Origin of the sequence: Mesorhizobium sp. M0244 (genome assembly GCF_040321795.1) — a bacterium.
GTDB lineage: Bacteria > Pseudomonadota > Alphaproteobacteria > Rhizobiales > Rhizobiaceae > Mesorhizobium.
The window spans coordinates 1-21070 of record NZ_JAMYSE010000044.1 but is presented as its reverse complement, the minus strand read 5'-3'; the positions used below and the strand labels follow the sequence as shown (position 1 = coordinate 21070).

18 protein-coding genes and 1 pseudogene are annotated in these 21070 nt (G+C 60.7%); 4 read left to right on the top strand and 15 right to left on the bottom strand.

Annotated features, from left to right (window positions below; translation table 11 throughout):
* Positions 1-3: 3 nt before the first annotated feature.
* From NKJ08_RS23180 to NKJ08_RS23170, 3 genes are all read right to left on the bottom strand, one after another.
* The gene (locus NKJ08_RS23180) at positions 4-2085 is read right to left on the bottom strand and encodes an ABC transporter permease (protein WP_352783479.1); all 2082 of its coding nucleotides are present in this window, start codon (positions 2083-2085) and stop codon (positions 4-6) included.
* Complete coding sequence (locus NKJ08_RS23175) at positions 2082-3614, bottom strand: sugar ABC transporter ATP-binding protein (RefSeq protein ID WP_352783476.1); 1533 nt, start codon at positions 3612-3614, stop codon at positions 2082-2084. The genes NKJ08_RS23180 and NKJ08_RS23175 overlap by 4 nt, the downstream gene beginning before the upstream one ends.
* A 74-nt stretch (positions 3615-3688) precedes the next feature.
* Entirely contained in the window at positions 3689-4816 is a 1128-nt protein-coding gene (locus NKJ08_RS23170; RefSeq protein WP_352527414.1) for a sugar ABC transporter substrate-binding protein, read from the bottom strand.
* Between the two features lie 229 nt (positions 4817-5045).
* Between NKJ08_RS23170 and NKJ08_RS23165 the strand changes: the two genes are divergently transcribed.
* Positions 5046-5726 carry a GntR family transcriptional regulator gene (locus tag NKJ08_RS23165; RefSeq protein WP_352527413.1) on the top strand — a complete coding sequence of 227 codons (681 nt, stop codon included), beginning with the start codon at positions 5046-5048 and terminating at the stop codon, positions 5724-5726.
* A gap of 200 nt (positions 5727-5926) precedes the next feature.
* Here NKJ08_RS23165 and panC read toward each other — a convergent pair whose 3' ends face one another.
* Both panC and panB read right to left on the bottom strand, forming a co-directional pair.
* Complete coding sequence (gene panC / locus NKJ08_RS23160) at positions 5927-6865, bottom strand: pantoate--beta-alanine ligase (RefSeq protein ID WP_352783472.1); 939 nt, start codon at positions 6863-6865, stop codon at positions 5927-5929.
* Positions 6862-7707 carry a 3-methyl-2-oxobutanoate hydroxymethyltransferase gene (panB, locus tag NKJ08_RS23155; protein WP_352783469.1) on the bottom strand — a complete coding sequence of 282 codons (846 nt, stop codon included), beginning with the start codon at positions 7705-7707 and terminating at the stop codon, positions 6862-6864. Before panB ends, panC begins: the two co-directional genes overlap by 4 nt.
* Positions 7708-8003: 296 nt before the next feature.
* On the opposite strand from panB, the gene NKJ08_RS23150 reads away from it, so the two are divergent.
* Positions 8004-8315, top strand: coding sequence for a hypothetical protein (locus NKJ08_RS23150; RefSeq protein ID WP_352527410.1), 312 nt, complete (start codon positions 8004-8006; stop codon positions 8313-8315).
* Between the two features lie 541 nt (positions 8316-8856).
* Here NKJ08_RS23150 and NKJ08_RS23145 read toward each other — a convergent pair.
* From NKJ08_RS23145 to NKJ08_RS23110, 8 genes are all read right to left on the bottom strand, one after another.
* On the bottom strand, positions 8857-9087 hold the full coding sequence (locus NKJ08_RS23145; protein WP_352783467.1) for a peptidoglycan-binding domain-containing protein: 231 nt from the start codon (positions 9085-9087) through the stop codon (positions 8857-8859).
* 68 nt (positions 9088-9155) lie between these two features.
* Positions 9156-9938, bottom strand: coding sequence for an ABC transporter ATP-binding protein (locus NKJ08_RS23140; RefSeq protein ID WP_352779213.1), 783 nt, complete (start codon positions 9936-9938; stop codon positions 9156-9158).
* Between the two features lie 10 nt (positions 9939-9948).
* Positions 9949-10746: an ABC transporter permease gene (locus NKJ08_RS23135; RefSeq protein ID WP_352527407.1), complete on the bottom strand. Its 798-nt coding sequence runs from the start codon at positions 10744-10746 to the stop codon at positions 9949-9951.
* Positions 10747-10843: 97 nt separating this feature from the next.
* The gene (locus NKJ08_RS23130) at positions 10844-11854 is read right to left on the bottom strand and encodes an ABC transporter substrate-binding protein (protein ID WP_502896204.1); all 1011 of its coding nucleotides are present in this window, start codon (positions 11852-11854) and stop codon (positions 10844-10846) included.
* 273 nt (positions 11855-12127) lie between these two features.
* On the bottom strand, positions 12128-12859 hold the full coding sequence (gene hutC, locus NKJ08_RS23125) for a histidine utilization transcriptional repressor HutC (protein ID WP_352527527.1): 732 nt from the start codon (positions 12857-12859) through the stop codon (positions 12128-12130).
* Positions 12860-12889: 30 nt separating this feature from the next.
* Positions 12890-13915 (bottom strand): zinc-dependent alcohol dehydrogenase, encoded by a 1026-nt coding sequence (locus tag NKJ08_RS23120; protein ID WP_352783465.1) that lies wholly within the window; start codon positions 13913-13915, stop codon positions 12890-12892.
* Positions 13916-13930: 15 nt separating this feature from the next.
* Positions 13931-15253 carry a histidinol dehydrogenase gene (gene hisD, locus NKJ08_RS23115; RefSeq protein WP_352783463.1) on the bottom strand — a complete coding sequence of 441 codons (1323 nt, stop codon included), beginning with the start codon at positions 15251-15253 and terminating at the stop codon, positions 13931-13933.
* A 126-nt stretch (positions 15254-15379) separates the two neighbouring features.
* Positions 15380-16153 (bottom strand): SDR family NAD(P)-dependent oxidoreductase, encoded by a 774-nt coding sequence (locus NKJ08_RS23110; protein WP_352779223.1) that lies wholly within the window; start codon positions 16151-16153, stop codon positions 15380-15382.
* Between the two features lie 306 nt (positions 16154-16459).
* Between NKJ08_RS23110 and NKJ08_RS23105 the strand changes: the two genes are divergently transcribed.
* Positions 16460-18355 (top strand): N,N-dimethylformamidase beta subunit family domain-containing protein, encoded by a 1896-nt coding sequence (locus NKJ08_RS23105; protein ID WP_352783461.1) that lies wholly within the window; start codon positions 16460-16462, stop codon positions 18353-18355.
* 585 nt (positions 18356-18940) lie between these two features.
* Positions 18941-20146, top strand: a complete 1206-nt coding sequence (locus tag NKJ08_RS23100; RefSeq protein ID WP_352783460.1) for a Fic family protein — start codon at positions 18941-18943, stop codon at positions 20144-20146.
* Positions 20147-20523: 377 nt separating this feature from the next.
* Here NKJ08_RS23100 and NKJ08_RS23095 read toward each other — a convergent pair whose 3' ends face one another.
* Together NKJ08_RS23095 and NKJ08_RS23090 are read right to left on the bottom strand one after the other, a co-directional pair.
* Positions 20524-20760, bottom strand: a complete 237-nt coding sequence (locus tag NKJ08_RS23095) for a hypothetical protein (RefSeq protein WP_352783458.1) — start codon at positions 20758-20760, stop codon at positions 20524-20526.
* Positions 20761-20945: 185 nt separating this feature from the next.
* Positions 20946-21070, bottom strand: a pseudogene (locus tag NKJ08_RS23090) (CopG family transcriptional regulator); the annotation flags it as partial.

Below are 21070 nucleotides of genomic sequence, written 5' to 3'. Positions count from 1 at the left end.
TTCTCATTGCAGCCGCCGTTCGCGCAGCGCCATGACGGCGCCGAGAACGACCAGCCCGTAAAGAATTGCCCGTGTGGCGTAGGGAAGCGTGGTGCCGGCCAGCAGCATCTGCAGCGCCGTGAGTAACAATACGCCGCCCAGCATGCCGAGATAGTGGCCGCGCCCGCCGGTGATCAGCGCACCGCCGACCACCACCACCGCGATTGATGGCAAGAGATAATCGTCGCCCATGCCGAGGCTCGCCTGGCCGGAAAAGCCGGTCAGCATGATGCCGACAACAGCTGCGCAGACGGCCGACAGCATGTAGACCAGGATCAGCGTGCGCTCGACGCCGATGCCCGACAATCGCGCCGCGCGCAGCCCGTTGCCGATGCCGTAGACCCTGCGTCCGAACGGCGTGCGCCCGAGCAGCAGCACCGCCGCCACCACGAAGACGACCATCAGCAGGACCACAGGCGTCAGCAGACCGAGCTTGCCGGTCATGAACCAACGCAGCAGCGGTGAGGAAAAGCCGGCCGGCGTTCCCTGCGAATAGAGCAGCGCAAAACCTTGCAGAATGCCGTTGGTCGCAAGCGTCATGACGATCGGCGAGATGCCGAGATAGACGATGCCGAAACCATTGGCGAAGCCGATGGCGCAAGCCATCAGCAACACGACCGGCAAGGCGTAGACAAGAGCCGCATCGGAGCCGTTGACCATACCGGCCAGGATGATGCCGGAAATGCCGATCGTCCACGGCACGGAGAGGTCAAGGCCGCCGGTCAGGATGACGGTTCCCTGCCCAAGCGCCAGCACGGCGAGAAAGGACGACAGCACGAGCAGCGAATTCCAGTAACCCGGATTGAGGATGGCGCGGCCGAGCCAGACCTGCGTGACGATGATGATCACCAGCAGGCAGACATAGGCGGGCAGCGCATAGCGTAGCGTCTCGGCGTTGCGCAGATGGAAGGCGGGACGCGGCGATGCCGGGCCGCGCGGGCCGTGTGAGGATCCGGCGATCTTGAGACGTCGGTCCGCGCGCTCGAGCTGCGAGGGCAATATGCCGGCGCGCCAAGCCGCCAGCCGAGCGCGCGCGGCGCGCAGCTGCACCGCAAGCACCGATGCGTGCGAGATGGAGCCGGCAAGAGCCGCCAGCACCAGAATGGTGCCTTCGGCGATGGTCGAATAATAGGCCGACACATTGAGCACCAGCAGGATATTCACCACGATCATCAGGATATAGGCGCCGAAGACAGTGCCGACCGGACCACCCTGCCCGCCCCCGAGACGTGTGCCACCGACGACAACCGCAGCGAACATCGACAGCAGCAGCGGATTGCCGACCAGCGGATCGCCGCTGCCGGTCTGCGCGCTGATGAACACGCCGGCAAGGCCATAGCAGCCGCCAGCGATCACGTAGACGGCAAAGCGCACCAGCACGACATTGATGCCGACTGCTGCGGCCGAATCCGTGTCGCTGCCAACGGCATAGAGCGCCGTGCCGAAACGAGTTCGCTTCAGCCAGAACCAGGCGAGCAGGACGACACCGATCACCACCAGCGGCATCGGCAGCCAGCCGGTGATCGCGTCGCCGAGGTAGAAGGTGCCGAGGTCGGGCGACACGAAGCCACCGGGCTTGTCCATCACCAGCAGCGTCACGCCTTGCAGGATGAACATCGTGGACAGCGTCACCACGATGGGCTGCATACGCAGCACCGCGATGAAGAAGCCGTTGAAGGCACCCACGGCCATGCCGACGCCGATGCCGACTGTCGTCCACAGCATGACGCTGGCGCCTGGCGCCATCGGGTCCATGCTCGATGCCAGCACGACATTGACCAGCGATATCACCGCGCCCGCGGACAGGTCGAAGCCACCCGACAAGATCACGATGGTCTGGCCGATCGCCGCGAGCGCCGAGGTCGCGCCGCCACTCGACAGGAACGACACGTCGAAATATGTGAGCGGACCAGCGCTGACCCAATCGACGATGAAAAGCAGGATCGCAAGCACGATCGCCGCGATCAGCGCGCCGCGATTTCGCATCAGCGCGCGGCGCAGCCAGAAGCCGGCGGAAACAGGGGACGAAACTGCTGCGCTGCTCATGCGACGGCTTCCCCGGCATGCCCGAGCGCCGGGCGCATAATGGCGGGTTCGGTGATGGCGTCGCCTTTGAGCTCGGCTGCAATGCGCCCGTCATAAAGAACCAGGACCCGGTCGCATTGGTGGACGAGTTCGGGGATCTCGGTCGAGTGCAGCAGGATCGAGCCGCCGGCTGCCACGTAGTTTCGCATCATCACATAAAGCTCGTGCTTGGTGCCGACGTCGATGCCGCGGGTCGGATCGAATAAGAGCAGGATGCGGCTCTGCGCCACCAGCCATTTGGCGATGGCGATCTTCTGCTGATTGCCACCGGAAAACGCGCCTGCCCGCGTCCACAACGCGCGGCGGTCGACCTCGACAGTGGCAAACGCCTCCTCGACCGAGCGCGTCTCGGCCTCGGCGTCGACCAGACCGAAGCGCGTGAACCGCGACACCACAGGCAGGGTGGCATTCTGGCTGCCCGACAGCTTCAGGAACAGGCCTTCGGATTTGCGGTCCTCCGGCACCAGGCCAATGGCCATGTTGGGCAGCAAGGCATCGGCGGGTGAGCCCAGCCAGACCTTGCGGCCGTCGACCAGTATATCGCCGCGCTCTATCTCGGCCATGCCGAAGCAGGCCAGGAACAAATCCTGCTGGCCCATGCCTTGCAGTCCGGCAACGCCGAGAATCTCGCCCCGGTGCAGGTCGAAACCGGCGCCATCGAGCTTGCGCCCGACTTTGAGGTCGCGCACGCCCAGGACGGGCGGCCCGAACGCCTGGGCGCTGTCGGGCTTGGGCGGAAAGGTCTGCTCGATGCTGCGGCCGATGATCTTCTTGATGACGTCCGCGTCCGAGACATCGGCAACTGGCGCGGTCACGATGTGGCGGCCGTTCCGGAGAATCGTCAGCGTCTCGCAGAAGGCGCGGACCTCGCGCATGCGGTGGGTGATGAAGACGATGGTCGTGCCCGCCGCCTTCAGCCTGGCAATGATGTCGCCCAGCCAGTCGACGTCGCGGCCGGCGAGCGTCGAGGTCGGCTCGTCGAGCAGCAGGATGCGCGGCTTGCGGTAGACGGCGCGCGCGATTTCGATCTTCTGGCGCACCGAAAGCTCGAGCTCGCTCACCTCGGCATCGAGATCGACGGAAAAACCGAGATCGTCGATGTGGCGGCGGACCGCCTTGCGCGCAGCAGCGCGCCGGATCAAGCCGGAGACGCCGACGGGAGCGTAAGGCAGCAGCATGTTGTCGAGAACGGAGAGATCGCGCACCAGCGTCATCTCCTGGAACGCTGTCTGCACGCCCAGCGCATGTGCTGCGCGCGGTGCGCCGTAGCCGATCTCCTTGCCGAAGACACGGATATGCCCCTGGCTCGGCCTAACCAGCCCGGACAGAAGTTTCACCAGCGTCGACTTGCCGGCTCCGTTTTCACCGAGCAGTGCATGGACGCTGCCGGGCGCGATACGGAACGACACGTCGTCCAGCGCCACGGTCGGGCCGAAAGCCTTGCTGATGCCGTCGATCTCAACGGCGGGAAGCTCGTAATGTGCTGTCATCGTCCTTGATCGTCGCGCGGATCGACGATGCACGGACAAGATATCCGTGCATCGTCGGGATTGCCTTGGGAGACTTATTCCTCGGGCTGGCCGACGAGGGCAGCGGCGAGGCCGATCTCGGGTGTCTGATCCGAGAAGATCGAGGCGAACCAGCCGGGATTGGAGACCAGCGACGGCTTGAAAGCGTTGCAGCCGGCCTTCATTTCCGCCCAGGTGCCTTCATCGCAAAGCTTGATCGTCTCGTTGGTGACGATCGGCAGCGGTAATATCGTCTTCTTCGGCACGTCCTTGCCTTCGATCGCCTCGACCGCGAGCTTCAAGGCGAGCGCGCCGGAATAGGGTGGCGAGGCATAGGAAATGCGCGGCGCGCCGAGCGCCGCATAGGGAGATGCCGCGCCCTCGACCTCGGTGCCCTCAGGCAGCATCTGGATGCGCCCGCCATTGGAGCCCTCGCCGGCGCAAGGCAAGAGTTCGCTGCTCTTCTTGCCGGCCTCGAGCTGCATGGCATTGGCGGTGAAGCAGCCGACCTGCATCCACAGCCCGTTGATGTCGTCCCAGCTGCGCGTCGCCAAAATCTTCGAGAGCTCGGTGCGGGCCACCGCCTGGCTCCACATGCCGACCGCCTCGCCGACGATCTTGATATCAGGGTATTTGGCGAAGACCTCCTTGGCGGCCTTGGTGCGCAGATCGTCGACCGAGGTGCCGGGAACGCCGGTCACCGCAATGATGTTGCCCTTACCGTTGAGCCTCTTGACCAGCCATTCGGCCGTCACCCGTCCTGCCTCCTCCTGGTCGATGTGAACGTTGTATGCGCAGGGCTCGGTGATCTCGGCGTCGTAGGCGAAGACCTTCACGCCCTTGTCGCAGGCATTCTTGACCACCTGGTTGAGCGCGGTCGGCGAGATCGGAAAGATCACGATGGCTTCAGCACCTGCCTGCACCATCGCGTTGATCTGCTGGATCTGGCGCTGTGCATTCGGCCCAGCCACCTGAACCTGCAGATCGACCTTGTCGGCCATGCTCTTGTGCGAGGCCATCGCCTTGACCATGTTGGCGGCCTCAGCTTGCCAGTCGTTGCCGATGAAGCTCATGCTGAGAAAGATTTTGTGCTTTTCGCCCGCCTCGGCGGCGGACGGGCCAAAGGCGCAGGCAGCCATGCCGGCCAGCAGCGCGAGCCGCCGGACTTTCGATCCGATACCCATGTGAACTCCTCCCAATCCGAATGACCGAATGCCTCCCAAGGGCACGAAACGTAACCCTTGTCATTCGATGTTGGCGACCGTATCATGCTTTGATCAAAGATCAATGATGAAATGGCGAGGTAAGAGCAGGATAGGTCGGCGCTTGACGCGGCAATCCGAACCCTGCATTCCGGGCACAGGCGCCGGGTATGACAAGAGCGTCGCCCATATGGGGGAAGGTTAGGCAGAGATGGCTGGGGCGGCATTCAGAAAGCCGGGCGTCGAGATCACGCCGCTGTCCAGGGAAACCCTGCAGGACAGGGTTTACCGGCACGTTACCGAGTTGATCCTCGACGGCAGCATCGTTCCAGGTGAAATGGTGACAGTGCAGAGCCTCGCCGACGCTTTCGGCGTCAGCCCGATGCCGGTTCGGGAGGCACTGCGGCGTCTGAGCGCCGCTAACGCCTTGATGGTGGTTTCGGGCCGTTCGATCGGTATCCCTGCATTAAGTCGTGCGCGGCTTATCGATCTCAGGAACGTCAGGTTCGAAATTGAGGCGATCGCCGCCGCATGGGCCGCCGAACGCATGGACCATCAAGGCGTGATGCTGCTGCGCCAGCATCTGGAAGCACTCGAGCAGGCCAATGCCGCCGGCGACGTCAAATCCTATCTCAGGGCCAATTACGCCTTTCACTTCTCCATCTATCGGGCCGCGGGCTCGGAAAACATGCTCAACATCATCGAGAACCTGTGGCTGCAGATCAGTCCCTATTTCAACATGCTGCACGATTCCGGAAACTATTCGACCGCCAATCAGCACCATCAGGAGATGTTTGCAGCGCTGCGAGACGGCAACGCGGAGGCGGTCCGGGCTGCGGTTCGCGCTGACATCGACGCAGCTTTCACTGTCCTGATCAAACTGCTGAAATAGGGTCAGGTCGCCAAGCCCGACATGGCAGGACGGTGATGCTCACCACCAACCGAACCGCCGAGCATCAGCGGGCATTTCCGGGGCCCTGCTGCGGTGATTCATCCAGATTATAATGTTTTGACCCACCTTGCTTAGCGCGGGACGGTCCAGCGCTCACAGGCGGAGTTGGTCAGGGGTAACGCTTGCTAGAGCCTACAAGCTCATCCTTTAATCGCTGGCATTGCGGTGTGACCGTCGGCACGGGTCAAGGCATGCGCGATTGATGACGGCGGCTTGTCAACGAGAACGGGAGACGGCAGTGTTCTGACGTTGTCAATGAGCCGCGTTTGGCCGAGCCAAGCCGCTGCAAACAGGCGTGCCGGCCGATCCAGGCTTGTTATCGGTTGCAGGTCTGTCTCCCCGCGAAGTTCCAGGTATTCGACCTCACTATAGCCTGCAGACAGGATTGCTGCGCGTGCGTCGGCAAGCGTTGGCAGCACGGGAGAGCCGTTCACAAGCCGCTCCGCCGTCTTGAGCAGGACCGATGCGAGTTTCGGGGCGATCGCGCGCTCCGCTGGCGAGAGCCGGACATTGCGCGATGATAGAGCGAGACCATCGGCATCGCGAACTGTCGGACAAGGGACAATGGCGATCGGAATGTCCAGATCCTGGACCAGCCGCCAGATAAGCTGAAGCTGCTGGAAATCCTTTTCCCCGAAAAAAGCGAAATCAGCGCTGGTCTGCAGGAAGAGCTTGGCGACAACGATCGCCACTCCATCGAAATGCCCCGGCCGGAACGCGCCGCACAGGCCCTCGCTGACGCCGGACACCGACACGGTCGTGGCGAAGCCTGCCGGATACATCTCCGCCGCATCCGGAACATAGAGCAGATGCGCGCCGAGCGGAGCGAGCTTTGCCGCATCTTCGCTTTCGGTGCGGGGATAGGCGGCGAGGTCGCCGGCACGGTTGAACTGCTTCGGATTGACGAATAGCGTCACGATCACACGATCCGCCGTCTGGAGCGCCGAGCGGACGAGGCTCAAGTGCCCTTCATGCAGGGCGCCCATGGTCGGCACCACAGCGATGCTCGGGCCCGCGCGGCGCCAACGTGCAACAACGGCGCGAAGCTCGGCAACGGTGCGCACGATTGGCACGCTCATGCGGTTTCTCCTCCGGCAATGGCTTTTGGCCTATCGTGGAAGACATGCTCGGCCGCCGGAAAGCGCCCTTCCCGCACGTCGGCCGCATAGGCGGCAATCGCGGCATCCGCCTCCGAACCAAGTTCGGCATAGCGCTTGACAAATTTCGGACGAAAACCGGTGAACATGCCCAGAATATCGTCGACTACCAGAACCTGGCCGTCGCAGGCGGCGGAGGCGCCGATCCCGATGGTGGGAATCGTAACCTCCTCGGTTATTCTTCGTGCGAGCGGCTCGGGCATCTTTTCCAGCACAAGGGAGAATGAACCGGATTCGGCAACAGCAACGGCGTCGCGCAAAATCCTGTCGCCGTCTTCGCCCCTGCCCTGGACCTTGTAGCCGCCAAACACATTGACCGATTGCGGTGTCAGCCCGACATGGGCCATGACGGGGATGCCACGGCTGGTCAAAAACCGGATCGTTTCGGCCATTGTCTCACCGCCCTCCAGCTTGACGGCGGCGCATCCGGTTTCCGCCATCAGCTGCGCGGCGTTGCGAAAGGCCTGTTCGCGGCCCTCCTCATAGGAGCCGAACGGCATGTCGACGACCATCAGCGCCCGTTCAAGGCCGCGGCGCACGGCCTTCCCATGCACGATCATCATCTCCAGCGTAACCCCTAGGGTTGACGTCAGGCCGTGAAGCACCATGCCGACGCTGTCGCCGACCAGGACCACGTCGCAATGCCCATCGGCGAGGCGCGCAACGGGCGTTGTATAGGCTGTTAAGCAGACAATTGGCTTCTTGTGCTTTCGGGCCGCAATGTCCGTCGGCGTCAGCGCCTTTGTTTCGACCGCCACACTCATCGGCACATTCCCTTGGGTCAAGTTCCAGCGGTGACGGTTTTGCATAGTTCTGTGCAGGTGCGAAGGCCAAAACCGCACTGCATCAGAAAAGTTTGTGCATCGCAAAGCAGCTCTCCGCAAAGCAAAGACAAAGGGCCAGCGTTCCTCTGCTTCGGTGATCCTGCGCCAGAACCGTGTTGCTGATCGATTGCGGGCGTACTGCCTGGCGGCATCGTGGGTGATCGCAGCGGTGTTGGCATTTTCCGCATATTAGCGATCCCTTGACTACCGTCAAAGCCGCTCCAGAATCATGGGGCATGGCTTGGGAAATTGCGGACATCAATATCGGCGATGAAGTGGCGATCACCGTGACGGTGCTGAAGCTGCTGGACGACGGAAGAGCTAGCGTCAGCATCCCCTCCTATGGTTTTCCGCATTCGATCCCTGCTCCTAAAAACTCCAAACCCGGTGACGAGCTACAGCTCACTGGCTCGGTCACGCGGGTCGACGAGGAAAATCGAAAGGTGACTGTGAAAGCTGGCGGGCTAATCACCGTGGATGCCGATACGATCACTGACTGGACGCCTGTTCGCCGCAAAAACATGGCGCTCAGAGATGAGGCGGATTAGCGAACGCAGATCAAAGCATGGATGCGGAGGACAAATCCGCAACGCCTGGCCGCCCCTGCCCTGGTACGCATGGCATCGAGGAGACCTGCCCGGCCGGCGCGCTGCCGAGCGAGGAGGCTGTCTTGCTCTCTATGGCCAAGAGCCCATGCATGAGGGTAAGGCGCTTGCCAAGGCTATCATTGAAACAGTTGAACGGCTAACTGCTTGCGGGAAGGCAATCGCCGCCAGGTGACGCACTGTACGAAAATTACCAACTTCGTTAGCCGGGAACAAGCACTCCACATCAAACGTTTTTTGCGCGAAGACCGAACTCTCCTCTCTCCTTCGGGTCTGGCTGTAAAGGCCCGCTGCTCTGCACGGGCAGCGGGCCTGAGGGTTCGCATTATGCCGCAGCGCCAGCGTACCGCGCACCTGCCTTAGTCCTCACGATTTGGCTATTTGCCAGCGCGTTTTATCGGATTTGCGCAGACAAAGGCCTCGACCCTTTAACCCAACGGGGCGAAATCCTGGCGGAAACGGTTGTGACGACTTTTCGAAATGCTCACACTGACGAACGCGAACTGCTGAAGGCAGTCAGGTCTCGTCGCGGAAATTGAGCAGAAAATTTCACCCGACCGACAACGTCGGGCTTGACCCATTCGGCCATGGCCGGGAGTCCGTTTGCCGGCTGAAAGGCGGCGACGGCCTTGGCGAAGTTCTGGGAACGGCGACCGTCGATCAGGCCCTGCAAGAAGCGGGCGCGATCCAGAAGGATCTGCGCCTTCAGAAGCATCGATGTGCACCTAGCGGTTCTTTCGCACCCGGTCAGACCGGGGGACAATGCAATCAATGGGACTTGGTTTATGCCATTTCGGGGGACTTGGAAGCCGTGCGTATGGCCTTATGGACGTTGCGCTGCAGGTCCATGAACGCCGCACTCTCCATGACCTCCTCCCGGCGCGGGCGCTCAATATCGACATTGAAGGTTTGCATGATGCGTCCGGGGCCGATCCCCATCACGATGATACGGTCCGATAGGTACACAGCCTCCTCCACATCATGGGTGACGAAGAGGACTGTGAGCCTGTGCTCCTCCCAAATCTGAGTCAGCAGTTCCTGCATCTGATGCCTGGTCAAGGCATCGAGCGCGCCAAAGGGCTCGTCCATCAGAAGCATTTTGGGTCGATAAGAAAGCGCACGCGCTATGGCCACCCGTTGCTTCATGCCGCCCGAAAGCTCAGACGGATAGCGATTGGCGCTGTGCGGGAGCTTGACCAGATCGAGATGCTCGCGCGCGATTCTGCGGCAGGTCGCGCGATCATGACCCGCCGCCTTGAGGGCAAACTCGATGTTCTGCTGCGCCGTCAGCCAGGGAAGCAATGTGTAGGATTGGAAGACGACACCACGGTCGAGGCCAGGCTGCAGAATCGGCGCCCCATCGATGGTGAGATCGCCCGCGTCGAAATCCTGCAGCCCGGCCACGATCGACAGCAGCGTGCTCTTGCCGCAACCCGATGTACCCACCAGGGAGACGAACTCGTTGTCGGCAAGATCGAGATTGATATCCTGCAGCACTTCTGTGCGTCGTGCGCCCGTGCCGAAGCTCTTGTGGAGACCTTCAATCCGCAGTTTGGGCAAACTCATCGGCGGTGCCTCATTGCGCGTGGCCTTCCTGCCGGAACAGCACTTTTCCCAGCGCCTTCATAACCTGGTCGGTGATGAGACCCAGCACGCCCAGCAGCAGGATGTAGCCGATGATGGTGTTTGTCTGGAAATAGCGCTGGGACACGGTGATGCGGTAGCCGAGGCCGGATGTCGCCGCGACAAGTTCGGCCAGCACAAGCCAGGTCCATGCCCAGCCGAGGCTGATGCGCATCGTATCCCAGATGCCTGGCAAGGCGCTGGGAACCACGATGCGCGTCAGGATCTTGCGATCCGGCAAGCCGAGCGTCCTGCCAAGGCCAATGAAATCCGGGGGAACCCGTTTCACATTGTCCATGATCATCAACACCTGCTGGAAGAAAGTGCCGATGAAGATGATCAGGAATTTCTGGGCATCGCCTGTCCCCGACCACAGAATGGAGAGGGGCACGAAAGCGACCACCGGCATGTAACGGATGAAATCCACGAGCGGCTCGACGGCCGCTTCCCAGGTCCTGAAACTGCCGATCAGCACGCCAATGGGAATTGCCAGTGCCGAGGCGATGAGAAAGCCAATGGAAATACGATAGATCGAGGCCCTGAGATCCAGCCATAGCGTGCCGTCACTCGAAAGCTTGCCAAGCTGACTGACCACGCTAGCCGGTGACGGCAGAAAGATTGGTTTCACCAGGCCCAAGCCCGTTGCCGCCCACCAGGCCAGGCCGAGGCCGGCAAAGACGGCCACGGCTATGATCAGAAAACGCGAACGCGCGATGGGCGCGCCGATCCCGGAAGATCGGCGACGGTGCATCGGCTGTCTGACGGGCGGCTTCGCTGCTGAGCCAGACTGGGCCGCTTTGGTGGCACGCGGCTTGGACATTTGCGTTACCACCGCGACCCGGCCATCGTCATTCGGCGGCCTTGACGAATGACGGGTCGATCATCTGCTCGGGCGTTACATCGGCCTGAAGCAGGCCGGCGTTCTTGGCGGCAGCTTCGACGTCGACGAATGTCTTGGTGGAGAATTCGCCCGTCAGCGCATCCTTGTTCTCGGCTAAAGAATAGTAGCGCACGCCATCAAAGGCGGTGTTGAGGTCTTCGACGCTCGAGCCGACCGCCTTGGAGATGATGGCGCGGCCGTCGGGCGTGTCGGCCTTGTAAGCCTTAAGGGCAGCATCCCAGGTCTTGATCATGGCGAGCACCTGACCAGGCCGTGACTTGATCGCTTCATCGCTTACCACCAATACGTCGCTGATCAGCCCGGGATCTTCGCCTGCGGTGAAAAGGAGTTTAACGTCCTTGTTCTGGGCCATGGCTGCGGTGAGGTAAGGTTCGTAGGTCACCGCAACCGGAACCTGGCCGGCAATCAATGCGCTGCCGGCATTCGCCGCCGGCATCGGAACCGGTTGAACATCGGCGATGGACATGCCGTTCTTGGCGAGCGCATATTTGAGCAAAATATCGCTGGTCGTCCCTTCCTCGAAGGCGACCTGCTTGCCCTTGAGATCCTTGACCGAGGTTATGTCCTTGCCGGCGATCATAGCGTCGGCGGTCATGCTGACATCGAGCAGGAGCACAATCTTCACAGGCAGGCCGGCCGCGACCATGCCCATGGCCGTGTGGGTGGCGATGTTGGCGGCATCGAGTTGGCCGCTCGCCAGGGCGGCATTGATGTCCTTGTCTTCCGCGAAGTTCACAATCTGAACGTCCGACAGCCCGTTTGTCTTAAACAGGCCCTTGGCCTCGGCAATATGCCACTGGCCATATCCAAGCCAGGGCTCGATGCCCATCTTGAAGGTTCCTGCTTCGGGCGTCGTGGGAATGGTTGCATCGGCTGCAAAGGCTGCCGAGCTCGTGGTGAACCCGATGGCTACAGCCATCGCCAGCGCGCGAAGTTTTCCTGTTAGGTTACGCATCATCTTTGTTCCCCTTGATGATCAGACCGCGTTTTTTGAACCAGGCATTCGGTCTGTGAAGATGCAGGTTTGTGCCCTTACGGGACTGCACCCTGCCTGCCACTTCGTTGGAAGTGCAAGGATATTTCAACGTCAGCGGCCGCGGATGTCAAGGTGCAAATACATACATGCATATACAAGCTCCATGACCTGATTTCATGGCTGCGAAATATCTTGGCGTTGCCGTGCGCGAGCTCTCTTGCAGGCCGCTTTTAGCTGCCGTTGGCTCTCCGACGGTCACATGTGTCTCGAAGGGGAGTACCGGCTGCCCAGCGAATAACGGCTTCCTGCGTAAGTGAGCTTGCTGACCGTAGCCACCACCGCGCCCGTCCACGTCCGTCGATGCAGAAGAAGGCAACAACTGCCGAGATCGATCCTCAGATGCTGTGCCGTCTGGGAGTCGGCCGGAATTGCGGAAATGATGTGCTCGACCTCGGTCACGGGCGTTTTCTGCATGAGATAGTCAAAGGTCGTCGTCTTGGAGAAGTCCTGCTTGTCATAATCCGGTATCAGGCTCGGATTGACGAAACGCTCTTCCAGTTGCACAGGCAGGTCGTTTTCGAAGTTGATGACAATGGAATGGTAGATCGGCACGCGCTTTGTGAACTCGAACGAAAGCGCGAGGTCTTTTGTCGGCATCATCGTTTCGAGGACGAGAACGTCCGACCTGTGCCTATTGCCCCGCTCGACAATCTCGGCTGCGATGTTGTTGATCTCGATCAGGGCCGATTGTGGCCGAGGTGGCGCGATGAACGTCCCAACGCCCTGGAGCCGGATCAGAAATCCCGCTGACGTCAGCTCTCGCAAGGCACGGTGGACCGTCATCCGCGACACGCCCAGCGTGGCCACAAATTCGTTTTCAGACGGCAGCTTTCGGTCCTTGCTCCATCGGCCGTTTCCGATGTTCGTCAAGATGTAGTCCTTGACCTTCTCGTAGAGAGGGCTGGCCGTATCGGGCAAAGTGATCATTTCAAAAGTCTCTCGCGCAACGATCATAAATCATGCTTGCTCGGCAGGTTGCCGTATCCGGACAATCGTCTTCAAGCCATCGCTCTGCCCGGCCAAGAGCCGGTCATAGGCTTCGGGAATTTCATCCAGGCCGATCTCGCGGTCGATCAGTTCGATCATGGGCCCGGTCAATTCGCCGAGCATCCTGACGGCCTCGGGAAGCTCATCTGCAAAGGCGTGACATCCCAGCAATGAGATTTCGCGTTCAACCAGAATGTTGGGATCAATATCGAGGCGCCCATGGAATATGCCAACCATCGCAACCGTACCGCCGGGATCGAGCACGCTAATTATCTGGCTGAATGCCGCAATGCTGCCGGTCGCCTCGATGGCAGCGAGCAAGGGGGCATTGGCGGTAGCCGCAGCAATGGCAGCCCGGTTCAAATCGACAATCTTGGCACCGGTTACCTGCGCCACCCGGGCGCATCGGCCCTGGTTGCGATCCGTGACGAGCACGGTACCCGGGAACGTTCGAGAAAGCACCAGTGCGGCAAGACCGCCGATCGTGCCGCAGCCGACGACTAGAACGGAGCTGGCCTTTATCGGCAGACGCCGCACCGCGTGCAGCGCGACCGCCAGCGGCTCGGCCATAGCCGCGACCCGTGCGTCGAGCGCGGCATGAACGATGTGCAACAGGCGTGCAGGCAAAACGGCCTGTTCGGCAAATCCGCCGTCACATATTTCGCCGACAAACCCCAGAGAAGCGCAAAGATGCCGTCTCCCACCACGACACTGGGCGCATTCTGCGCACCAGAAACGCGAGTCGGCGACCACCCTGTCGCCAATGGCGACGGAGTCCACGCCGGCCCCGATGGCGATCACGGTTCCTGTCAGTTCGTGGCCCGCCGTCGAAGGCGATCGGCTTATCCATTGGCCCGTCCGGAAATTGTGCAGATCAGAGCCGCAAATGCCTGCAGCATCGATGCTCAGCTTCACCCAACCTGGATCCGGATCTCCTGGTGGGGCGACATCTTCCACGCGCAAGTCACCTGGTCCATAAAGTCGTGCGGCCTTCATTGTGGTCGTCCCCCGTCAGTCGGCGAGATAGCGATCGCGGATCTCCGAGACGGCATTTTCGTGGGAGCTGAACCCTTCGTAGCGGGCGAGCCTGCGCGCGTGGAGGGCGAGTTCCGGATAGGCGGCCGAGGTGACGTAGCCCACCGAGGATCGCTTGACGAAATCCGTCACCGAAAGCGGCCCGAAGGTTCGCGCCCACCGGCTGGTCGGAAGCACCGCATTGGGTCCAAGGACAAAATTGGCCAGCGTCACTGGGGTATGCGGGCCCATGAGGATTTCGGCGGCTTCGGTGATGCGTCCAAGATGCGCAAATGGCTCCCTTGACAGGATCTCGAGATGCTCGGGCGCATAGTCATTGATGAAGCGGTAGCTGTCTTCCAACGATGCGGTGAGCACAATGCCGCCGCGTTTTCCGGTCAGCACCGCGCGCGAGAACTCTACGCGCTGCTCTGTCATCCGGGACCAATGTTGCGGGATAGCAGCAAGCGCAGCTTCGGCAACCTTGCGGCTGTGCGTCACAAGATAGGCTGACGAATCCGGCCCGTGCTCGGCTTCGATCAATAGGTCAAGAGCGGCAAGGCCGCCATCCACGCTGTCATCTGCAAAGATGATCGCTTCGGATGGGCCGGCCGGAAGACCCGTGTTGATGATCGGAGCCAAGAGGCTCTTTGCCGCCACCACCCATGGGCTGCCGGGGCCGACGATCTTGACGGCTGGCTTGACCGTCTCCGTGCCATAGGCGACCGCGGCGACTGCCTGGGCGCCGCCACATTTATACACGGTCTCGACGCCGGCGAGGCGAGCCGCGACCAAGGTGGCTGCGTCTACCGAACCGTCGGATGTCGCAGGTGTCACGATCGCGATCTGAGGCACGCCGGCAATCACCGCCGGCACCGACGTCATCATCGTGACCGAGGGGAAGGCACCCTTGCCGCGCGGAACGTAAAGCGCAACCGAGGCGATCGGGGTGTACCTGTCGCCCGCATAAGCGCCCGGCCGCACTTCCTTGAGCCACATCGCCTCCGGCCGCTGCTCCTCATGGAACCGCCGGATATTCTCGATGCCGAACGCGATGCTCGCAACGACGTCTTTTTCAACCTTAGCAAATGCCGCCTTGAACTCTGCCTGCGTAACCTTCAGCTCACCGTCAGCCACATGGGCTTTGTCGAACTCCCGCGCGAACCGGATCAAAGCTGCGTCACCTTCATCCTTGACGGCTTGGATGATTGGACGGGCCTTCTCGATGAAGGATGACAGATCTGCTTCGGCGCGTTCGAGCAAACTGGCCCGCTGATCGGCACTGATGGATGACAGGTCGTGGAAGCTGACGTCGGACATGGCTGCTCCTTCTGTTAGAACGAAACGATTGCTAGCGCTGGTCGGTCACCACTCTGGAATGCGTTGGCACAGACAGTTTTGATCGGAAAGTTTGTATCACCCTCCCAGGCGAAGCAGCCCATGGACTCAGATCGACGCGAGGAAGCCTCCATCGACCGGGATGGACTGGCCGGTGATGTAGGCGGACGCATCGGAAGCGAGGAACACCGCGATTCCATGTAGATCCGAGAGGTTGCCAAAACGGCGCTGCGGGATTTTGGCGAGCATGGATTGCTGCCATGTTTGGTCGCTGTAGAACACGTCTGTCATTGCCGTCCTGAAGTAGCCGGGGGCGATGGCGTTGACCCGGATTCCAAGATCCGCCCACTCAGCTGCGAGAGCACGGGTCATGCCGAGGAGGCCTGACTTTGACGAGCCATACGGCACCGCTGTGGGAACGCCGACCTCCGATGTCAGCGAGCACAGATTGATGATTGCGCCGGAACGTCCGGCGTCTCTCATTTGTCGCGCAGCGGCCTTGGCGCAGAAGAACGCTCCTTTGAGATTCGTGTCGACGATCCTGTCCCAAAGGGCCTCATCGACATCAAGCGAAGGCCGAACCTCTTCAGTCCCGGCATTGTTGACAAGAATATCGAGGCCACCGAGCAGTCTGCTCGCCTCGGCTATTGCCGCCTCGCACTGCTCTACGTCTGTGACGTCCAAGCGGATGGCATATGCGGCGCCGCCGGCTGCGCTGATGGCCGCGGTAGTCTCCTCAAGGGAGCTCAGCTTGCGTGCCGCAACTGCGACGTCGGCGCCAGCCGCACTCAGGGCTTCTGCGATGCTGCGCCCAATACCGCGGCTTGCGCCGGTTACAAGCGCTTTCCTGCCCGACAGGTCGAAGAGAGAAGCGTTGCGCATGCCATCCTCCGTCGTGTTGCGGCTCGCCTTTCACCGAGCCTATCCGAACCAGACTTACCTATACAAGCATATACATCATTGTTTTCAAAACCCGTTGCGGCAGCAGGGTTAGCCGACGTGCGCCCCAGCCTTGACTCGCCGTTGGAGACAATCCCTGCATGGCATTTTTGGCCAATGTCCTTCAAATAGGACGGCCTCCCCGGCAGGCGCCCAGCTGACCTTGTTCGGGAGAGCGCTAGGGCGTATTGGGACGCCACCGGGCCGGCTGCGGTCGCTCCAGTGTAAGAGTGCCATCGGGAACGGTTGATGGAGCGCGCAGTAAACCACGACGCGATGAGTGCGGTTGGTTATACCACCCCCTGGAGCGCCAAAGCGGGCCAGCAGGTCAGCCTCAGCCTGTCTTGCGATCGGCCGATAAAGAGCACGCGGATCTGCCAGATTGACAAACCAGCCACCGAATTCCTCGACTGGCCGATCCAAGCGGCAGGTGAACCACAGCATCGGCTGTTCGATCATGGCTCGTTCCTGCGCGTGCCGGCCGGCGAACTCGCCAAAGTGCAATCGGTCCACGGCATTCATTTTGAACTGTTCCTCACCCGCAACTGCGGGGAACGCACGATCGTGGAAGCGGGCATCCTCAGACTATGCGTGCGCGACGGCGTGTTTGTCCTGAAAACCGCCGATCAGATCTCGTCTACGGACGAGAAAGTGCCAAGCGGTGTTTGGCTAGCCGTTGAACTTGACCTGCGGCACGAGCGGTTGTGCTTGTGCATCAGATCACTCGATCTGCTTGCGCCGTACGAAATCCATGAACGTCTCGGCAGCCCTGTGCGGGATCTGCAAGGGGACGGAATCTATTTCGGCGTATGCGCGTCCCGAAACGAGCCGACGCTCAACGCGAAGTTTGCGGCAATCCGACTCGACACGCCGCAGGGCACCATCGCGTGGAATTTCCCACCGCTCCTGTCAACGGAGCCTATGTGGTCGTCAGGCGGAACTGATCCGCTGGTCCTCGACGTGATCAATCAACCAACTTTTTGCATGACTTCGACGCGCTGGGATGGATCGAGCTTTGACCCTCGGCTCGTGCCGTCGCACTACGATGCTATCCATTGCCACGACGACGACATCGGTCCGCTTCGATGGCCGGTCTCCCATCGGGTAACGGTCCCTGACAACGCTCGCCCGGGCGTCTATGCGTTTCAAATCGAATGGGACGGTGGCTTTGAACGGGTGGTGTTTTTCGTTACCTCTTCACGCGCACTGGCACGGCTCCTGTACCTCGTGCCGACGGCCACCTATCTCGCCTATGCGGACGAATACCTTCCGACCCATCTCTATCCTTGGAAATGCGACGATCGGGGGCATCGCTTCGCGATCGCCAACAACCTAAAATCGCTTTACGACTACCACTCCGATCTCAGCGGCGTGTCCATCTGCTCTTACAAAAAGCCGAAGGTCACCGTCCGGGACGATTACAATTATCCACTCTGCGGCTGTCCGCACAACTTGCCGGTCGATCTGCACTTCCTCAGATTCTGCCACGAACATGGAATCGCGTTTGACGTCGTAACCGATCACGATTTGCACGAATGCGGCATAGACGGTCTGCGAGGATATCAAGCAGTCATAACGGGCAGTCATCCGGAATATATGTCGGTCGAGATGGAGCAGGCGCTGCGGCAGTTTGCGTCCGAAGGCGGCAGCATCGCCTATCTCGGCGGAAACGGCTTTGCCGGAACTGTGGCTTTCAAGGACGATTTGATGGAGCTGCGGCGCTCGCCGCTGGAGGCCGGCCGCACATGGGACGGCCCAGTCGCTGAACAGTCGCTTTCGATCACCAACGAACCAGGAGGCTATCTCCGATCCCGCGGCCGAGGCGAATTCTCACTGATCGGTGGCGCAATCTCGCTGATGGGCCTTGAAGGCGCGCGGCCCTTCACGCGTACAGAAGAGAGCTACGAAGAGGAATGCGCATGGCTGTTCGAGGATGTTGAAAATCAGACCTTCGGGTCGGAGGGCATCGTGCTGGGCGCGGCTGCGGGCTACGAAGTGGATGCGACAGATCCTGCGCTCGGCACCTCCCCTGACACTGTCGTAGTCGCGCGTGCGACAGGTTTTCCCGATAGTTTTTTCAGGATCCGACGCGCTGGTACGAAGGCGGGGATCCGGAACGTGCCCGCCGTCGGTGCGCTGAAATGACGTTACGACACCTGGCAACAGGCGGGCTGATCTTTTCGGCAAGCTCGGTCGCTTGGTGCGGGGCGCTCCCAGTTGCAGGCGCCATGAACGATGTGGGGACGATCACGCTCAATCTACTAAACTATCTCGCGGCTCCGCATGACAAAGCAAGGACATTTGCCTCTTCCAAGCTAAGGTTCGCACAATGACGCGATCGATCTGGCTGACGTCGGAGCACATCTGAGCGAGCCCATCGACCGAGTTGGCGATTCAATCGACATCACCCGACGCGGCAAGCTGGCCGCACGACTGAGCAATTCGACCAGACCTCGCAAGCGGATCGATAAAGCCCTGCTTCACTCGTTCTTGCCGCACCGTTTGCAACTCATTTTGCTCCCGACCAACTCAGCCCCAATGGCAATAGCGCCATCGGTGATTCCAGTCGCGCCCTGCCCGGCCGACCTTTGAGGCATTTCGGGTTCGCCTCCTGATCGGCGGCCGGCATCGGCAAGAGAGATCGGCAATCAATATCGGCAATTATGCTGACTTATGGTCTCGAATGCCTTACATTGCAGGCAATTGAGAAACTATAGAGATCGGCAAAGAATGGTTGAAACCCCTGCCCGCATCGAGCCACTGTTTTTTGACGACGCGGTTCCGACCGTCCTGGCAGATCTCGCGATCGAGCTGCAGAAGGCCGCCGATGAACTCGGCCGAGGCCTGCATCCGGAATCGGCCGCCGAACTGGCCGATCTCGTGCGCGTCATGAATTCTTACTATTCGAATTTGATCGAAGGCCACAACACCCGACCTCGAGATATCGAGAGTGCATTGGCCGGAGCCGAGATTGATCCCGAACGCCGTCCTCTCGCCTTGGAGGCCAAGGCCTATGTCGAAGTTCAGAGGATGATTGATGGTCTCGGTTTGCGTGGGGAACTGCCGAGCCCGACTTCGATCGATTTCATCCGGTGGGTTCATCGCGCCTTCTACAACGAGATGCCAGAGGAATTCCGGTTCATCGACAATCCGGACGGCACCAAGGCCGAGATCGTGCCCGGCGAGTTTCGGTTGTCCGCAGATCATGATGTCGTTGTCCGGCGCCATCAGCCGCCATCGTCTGACAGGATGGTGGTCTTTATGGAGTATTTCCAGAAACGGTTTGCGATGGCCGAAAGGCAGGCCAGCCTGCGGATCATTGCGATTGCGTCAGCTCATCATCGCCTCAATTACATCCACCCGTTCCCAGACGGCAACGGCCGCGTCAGTCGGCTGATGTCTCACGCCATGGCGCTCAAGGCCGGGATCGGCGGCAATGGCCTGTGGTCGATATCTCGTGGTCTCGCTCGTGGGCTGAAAGATCGGGGCGAATACAAGCGCATGATGGATCACGCCGACAGCCGAGGAAATCTTTCGGAATCAGCACTCAAGGATTTCGTCGAATGGTTCCTGACAGTCGCGCTCGACCAGGTGCGGTTCTCGATCACGATGTTCAACCTCGGACGGCTCGAGGCTCGCTACCGCGCCCTGGTGAAGGAAATCGTCGACGACAAACGCGCACCTGATCTGGTGGCGGCAGTATTGCGGCACGGTAGGTTGCCCCGTGGCGAGGCCAATTTCGTGCTGAAGACATCCGAGCGCACGGCACGGAACACGTTGTCGGATCTCGTCGACCGCGGTTTCCTGAAGTCTGACACTCCGAAGACACCGGTGCGGATCGCTTTTCCTCTCGATTTCAGGGAACGGCTGTTTCCGAATCTCTTCACCGATGCCGAAGTCAATGTCCCCAAACCGCCCTCACTGTCTTTCAGGTGAGTGGAATTGTAGCAAGTTGGAGCATCGGGAGGGCCGCTTGCGGCACCCCAATTATGTCAATAGATTGCGATTCTATCGACATAATTTGACGACATGTCGCTGTCGACGACATATCCCGCCCGACATGCCGATCGCATGAGGATTGACCGACCGTTTCGCCCCTACAACGACCTCTTACGCTCGACGCATCTTCGTCGGGCCAAAGCTTCCCCCAACCTGAGGCTCGTCGCTGAAGGCCGCAAGGTATCTGTCACGACATAGCGTGCCGGCGAAGCTCCACCCTTGCGACGGGGATTCGTTGTAAGCCGATCAGACGCGCGAGAACTTACCCTCGGTGCGGGTCTCGACCAGGCTCGACGTTCGTCGGTAACTGCCGACTACGAGTCAAGGTCGTAGGGCTCGTGGCCCAGCTCGTTGTGATGAAGCGCCTCTGCCATACACCTGATGTCGAACGCCTGACCGCACGCCGGGCAGACGACGAAATACTCCTCCTCCCGAAGTGGCGATGCATCGTGGTCTTGGGGGATGACGATGTCATTGTATTCGTCGGGCATTGGGTCCTCCGGCAACGCCGCCCGCAATGCTGGAACGCCTGCCGGCAGGATTTGTTTCAAAGTTACTGCGCCTAAGAAGAAGCCCTGGGCATCGATTGTGGCCCGATGTCCGGTTTCGCTGGCAATAACCCTTGCCGAGGCCCGCCGCTGCGATGAACGGTGATCTGATGGGCATCAGCTGCGCAAAATAGCTCCGAAATCGGGCACTGGGGTTGGGCTGTTGAAGCGCCTGTCTTGCCGGCAGCTCATCCAGTCGCTGGCGGCGCTGGCGGGACATCGCCGGCTATTTCTTGCCTCAGCCTTGGTCCTTTGCTGAGCCGGCGACCGAGTGCATCGACGAAATTGTCATAACGCTGCAAACCCTTCGCGC

What these genes read in the sequence shown, in the direction of transcription:
- NKJ08_RS23180 (WP_352783479.1), bottom strand. Translation starts at nt 2,085, where the DNA reads ATGAGCAGCGCAGCAGTTTCGTCCCCTGTTTCCGCCGGCTTCTGGCTG.
- NKJ08_RS23175 (WP_352783476.1), bottom strand. Translation starts at nt 3,614, where the DNA reads ATGACAGCACATTACGAGCTTCCCGCCGTTGAGATCGACGGCATCAGC.
- NKJ08_RS23170 (WP_352527414.1), bottom strand. Translation starts at nt 4,816, where the DNA reads ATGGGTATCGGATCGAAAGTCCGGCGGCTCGCGCTGCTGGCCGGCATG.
- NKJ08_RS23165 (WP_352527413.1), top strand. Translation starts at nt 5,046, where the DNA reads ATGGCTGGGGCGGCATTCAGAAAGCCGGGCGTCGAGATCACGCCGCTG.
- panC (WP_352783472.1), bottom strand. Translation starts at nt 6,865, where the DNA reads ATGAGCGTGCCAATCGTGCGCACCGTTGCCGAGCTTCGCGCCGTTGTT.
- panB (WP_352783469.1), bottom strand. Translation starts at nt 7,707, where the DNA reads ATGAGTGTGGCGGTCGAAACAAAGGCGCTGACGCCGACGGACATTGCG.
- NKJ08_RS23150 (WP_352527410.1), top strand. Translation starts at nt 8,004, where the DNA reads ATGGCTTGGGAAATTGCGGACATCAATATCGGCGATGAAGTGGCGATC.
- NKJ08_RS23145 (WP_352783467.1), bottom strand. Translation starts at nt 9,087, where the DNA reads ATGCTTCTGAAGGCGCAGATCCTTCTGGATCGCGCCCGCTTCTTGCAG.
- NKJ08_RS23140 (WP_352779213.1), bottom strand. Translation starts at nt 9,938, where the DNA reads ATGAGTTTGCCCAAACTGCGGATTGAAGGTCTCCACAAGAGCTTCGGC.
- NKJ08_RS23135 (WP_352527407.1), bottom strand. Translation starts at nt 10,746, where the DNA reads ATGCACCGTCGCCGATCTTCCGGGATCGGCGCGCCCATCGCGCGTTCG.
- NKJ08_RS23130 (WP_502896204.1), bottom strand. Translation starts at nt 11,854, where the DNA reads ATGATGCGTAACCTAACAGGAAAACTTCGCGCGCTGGCGATGGCTGTA.
- hutC (WP_352527527.1), bottom strand. Translation starts at nt 12,859, where the DNA reads ATGATCACTTTGCCCGATACGGCCAGCCCTCTCTACGAGAAGGTCAAG.
- NKJ08_RS23120 (WP_352783465.1), bottom strand. Translation starts at nt 13,915, where the DNA reads ATGAAGGCCGCACGACTTTATGGACCAGGTGACTTGCGCGTGGAAGAT.
- hisD (WP_352783463.1), bottom strand. Translation starts at nt 15,253, where the DNA reads ATGTCCGACGTCAGCTTCCACGACCTGTCATCCATCAGTGCCGATCAG.
- NKJ08_RS23110 (WP_352779223.1), bottom strand. Translation starts at nt 16,153, where the DNA reads ATGCGCAACGCTTCTCTCTTCGACCTGTCGGGCAGGAAAGCGCTTGTA.
- NKJ08_RS23105 (WP_352783461.1), top strand. Translation starts at nt 16,460, where the DNA reads ATGGAGCGCGCAGTAAACCACGACGCGATGAGTGCGGTTGGTTATACC.
- NKJ08_RS23100 (WP_352783460.1), top strand. Translation starts at nt 18,941, where the DNA reads ATGGTTGAAACCCCTGCCCGCATCGAGCCACTGTTTTTTGACGACGCG.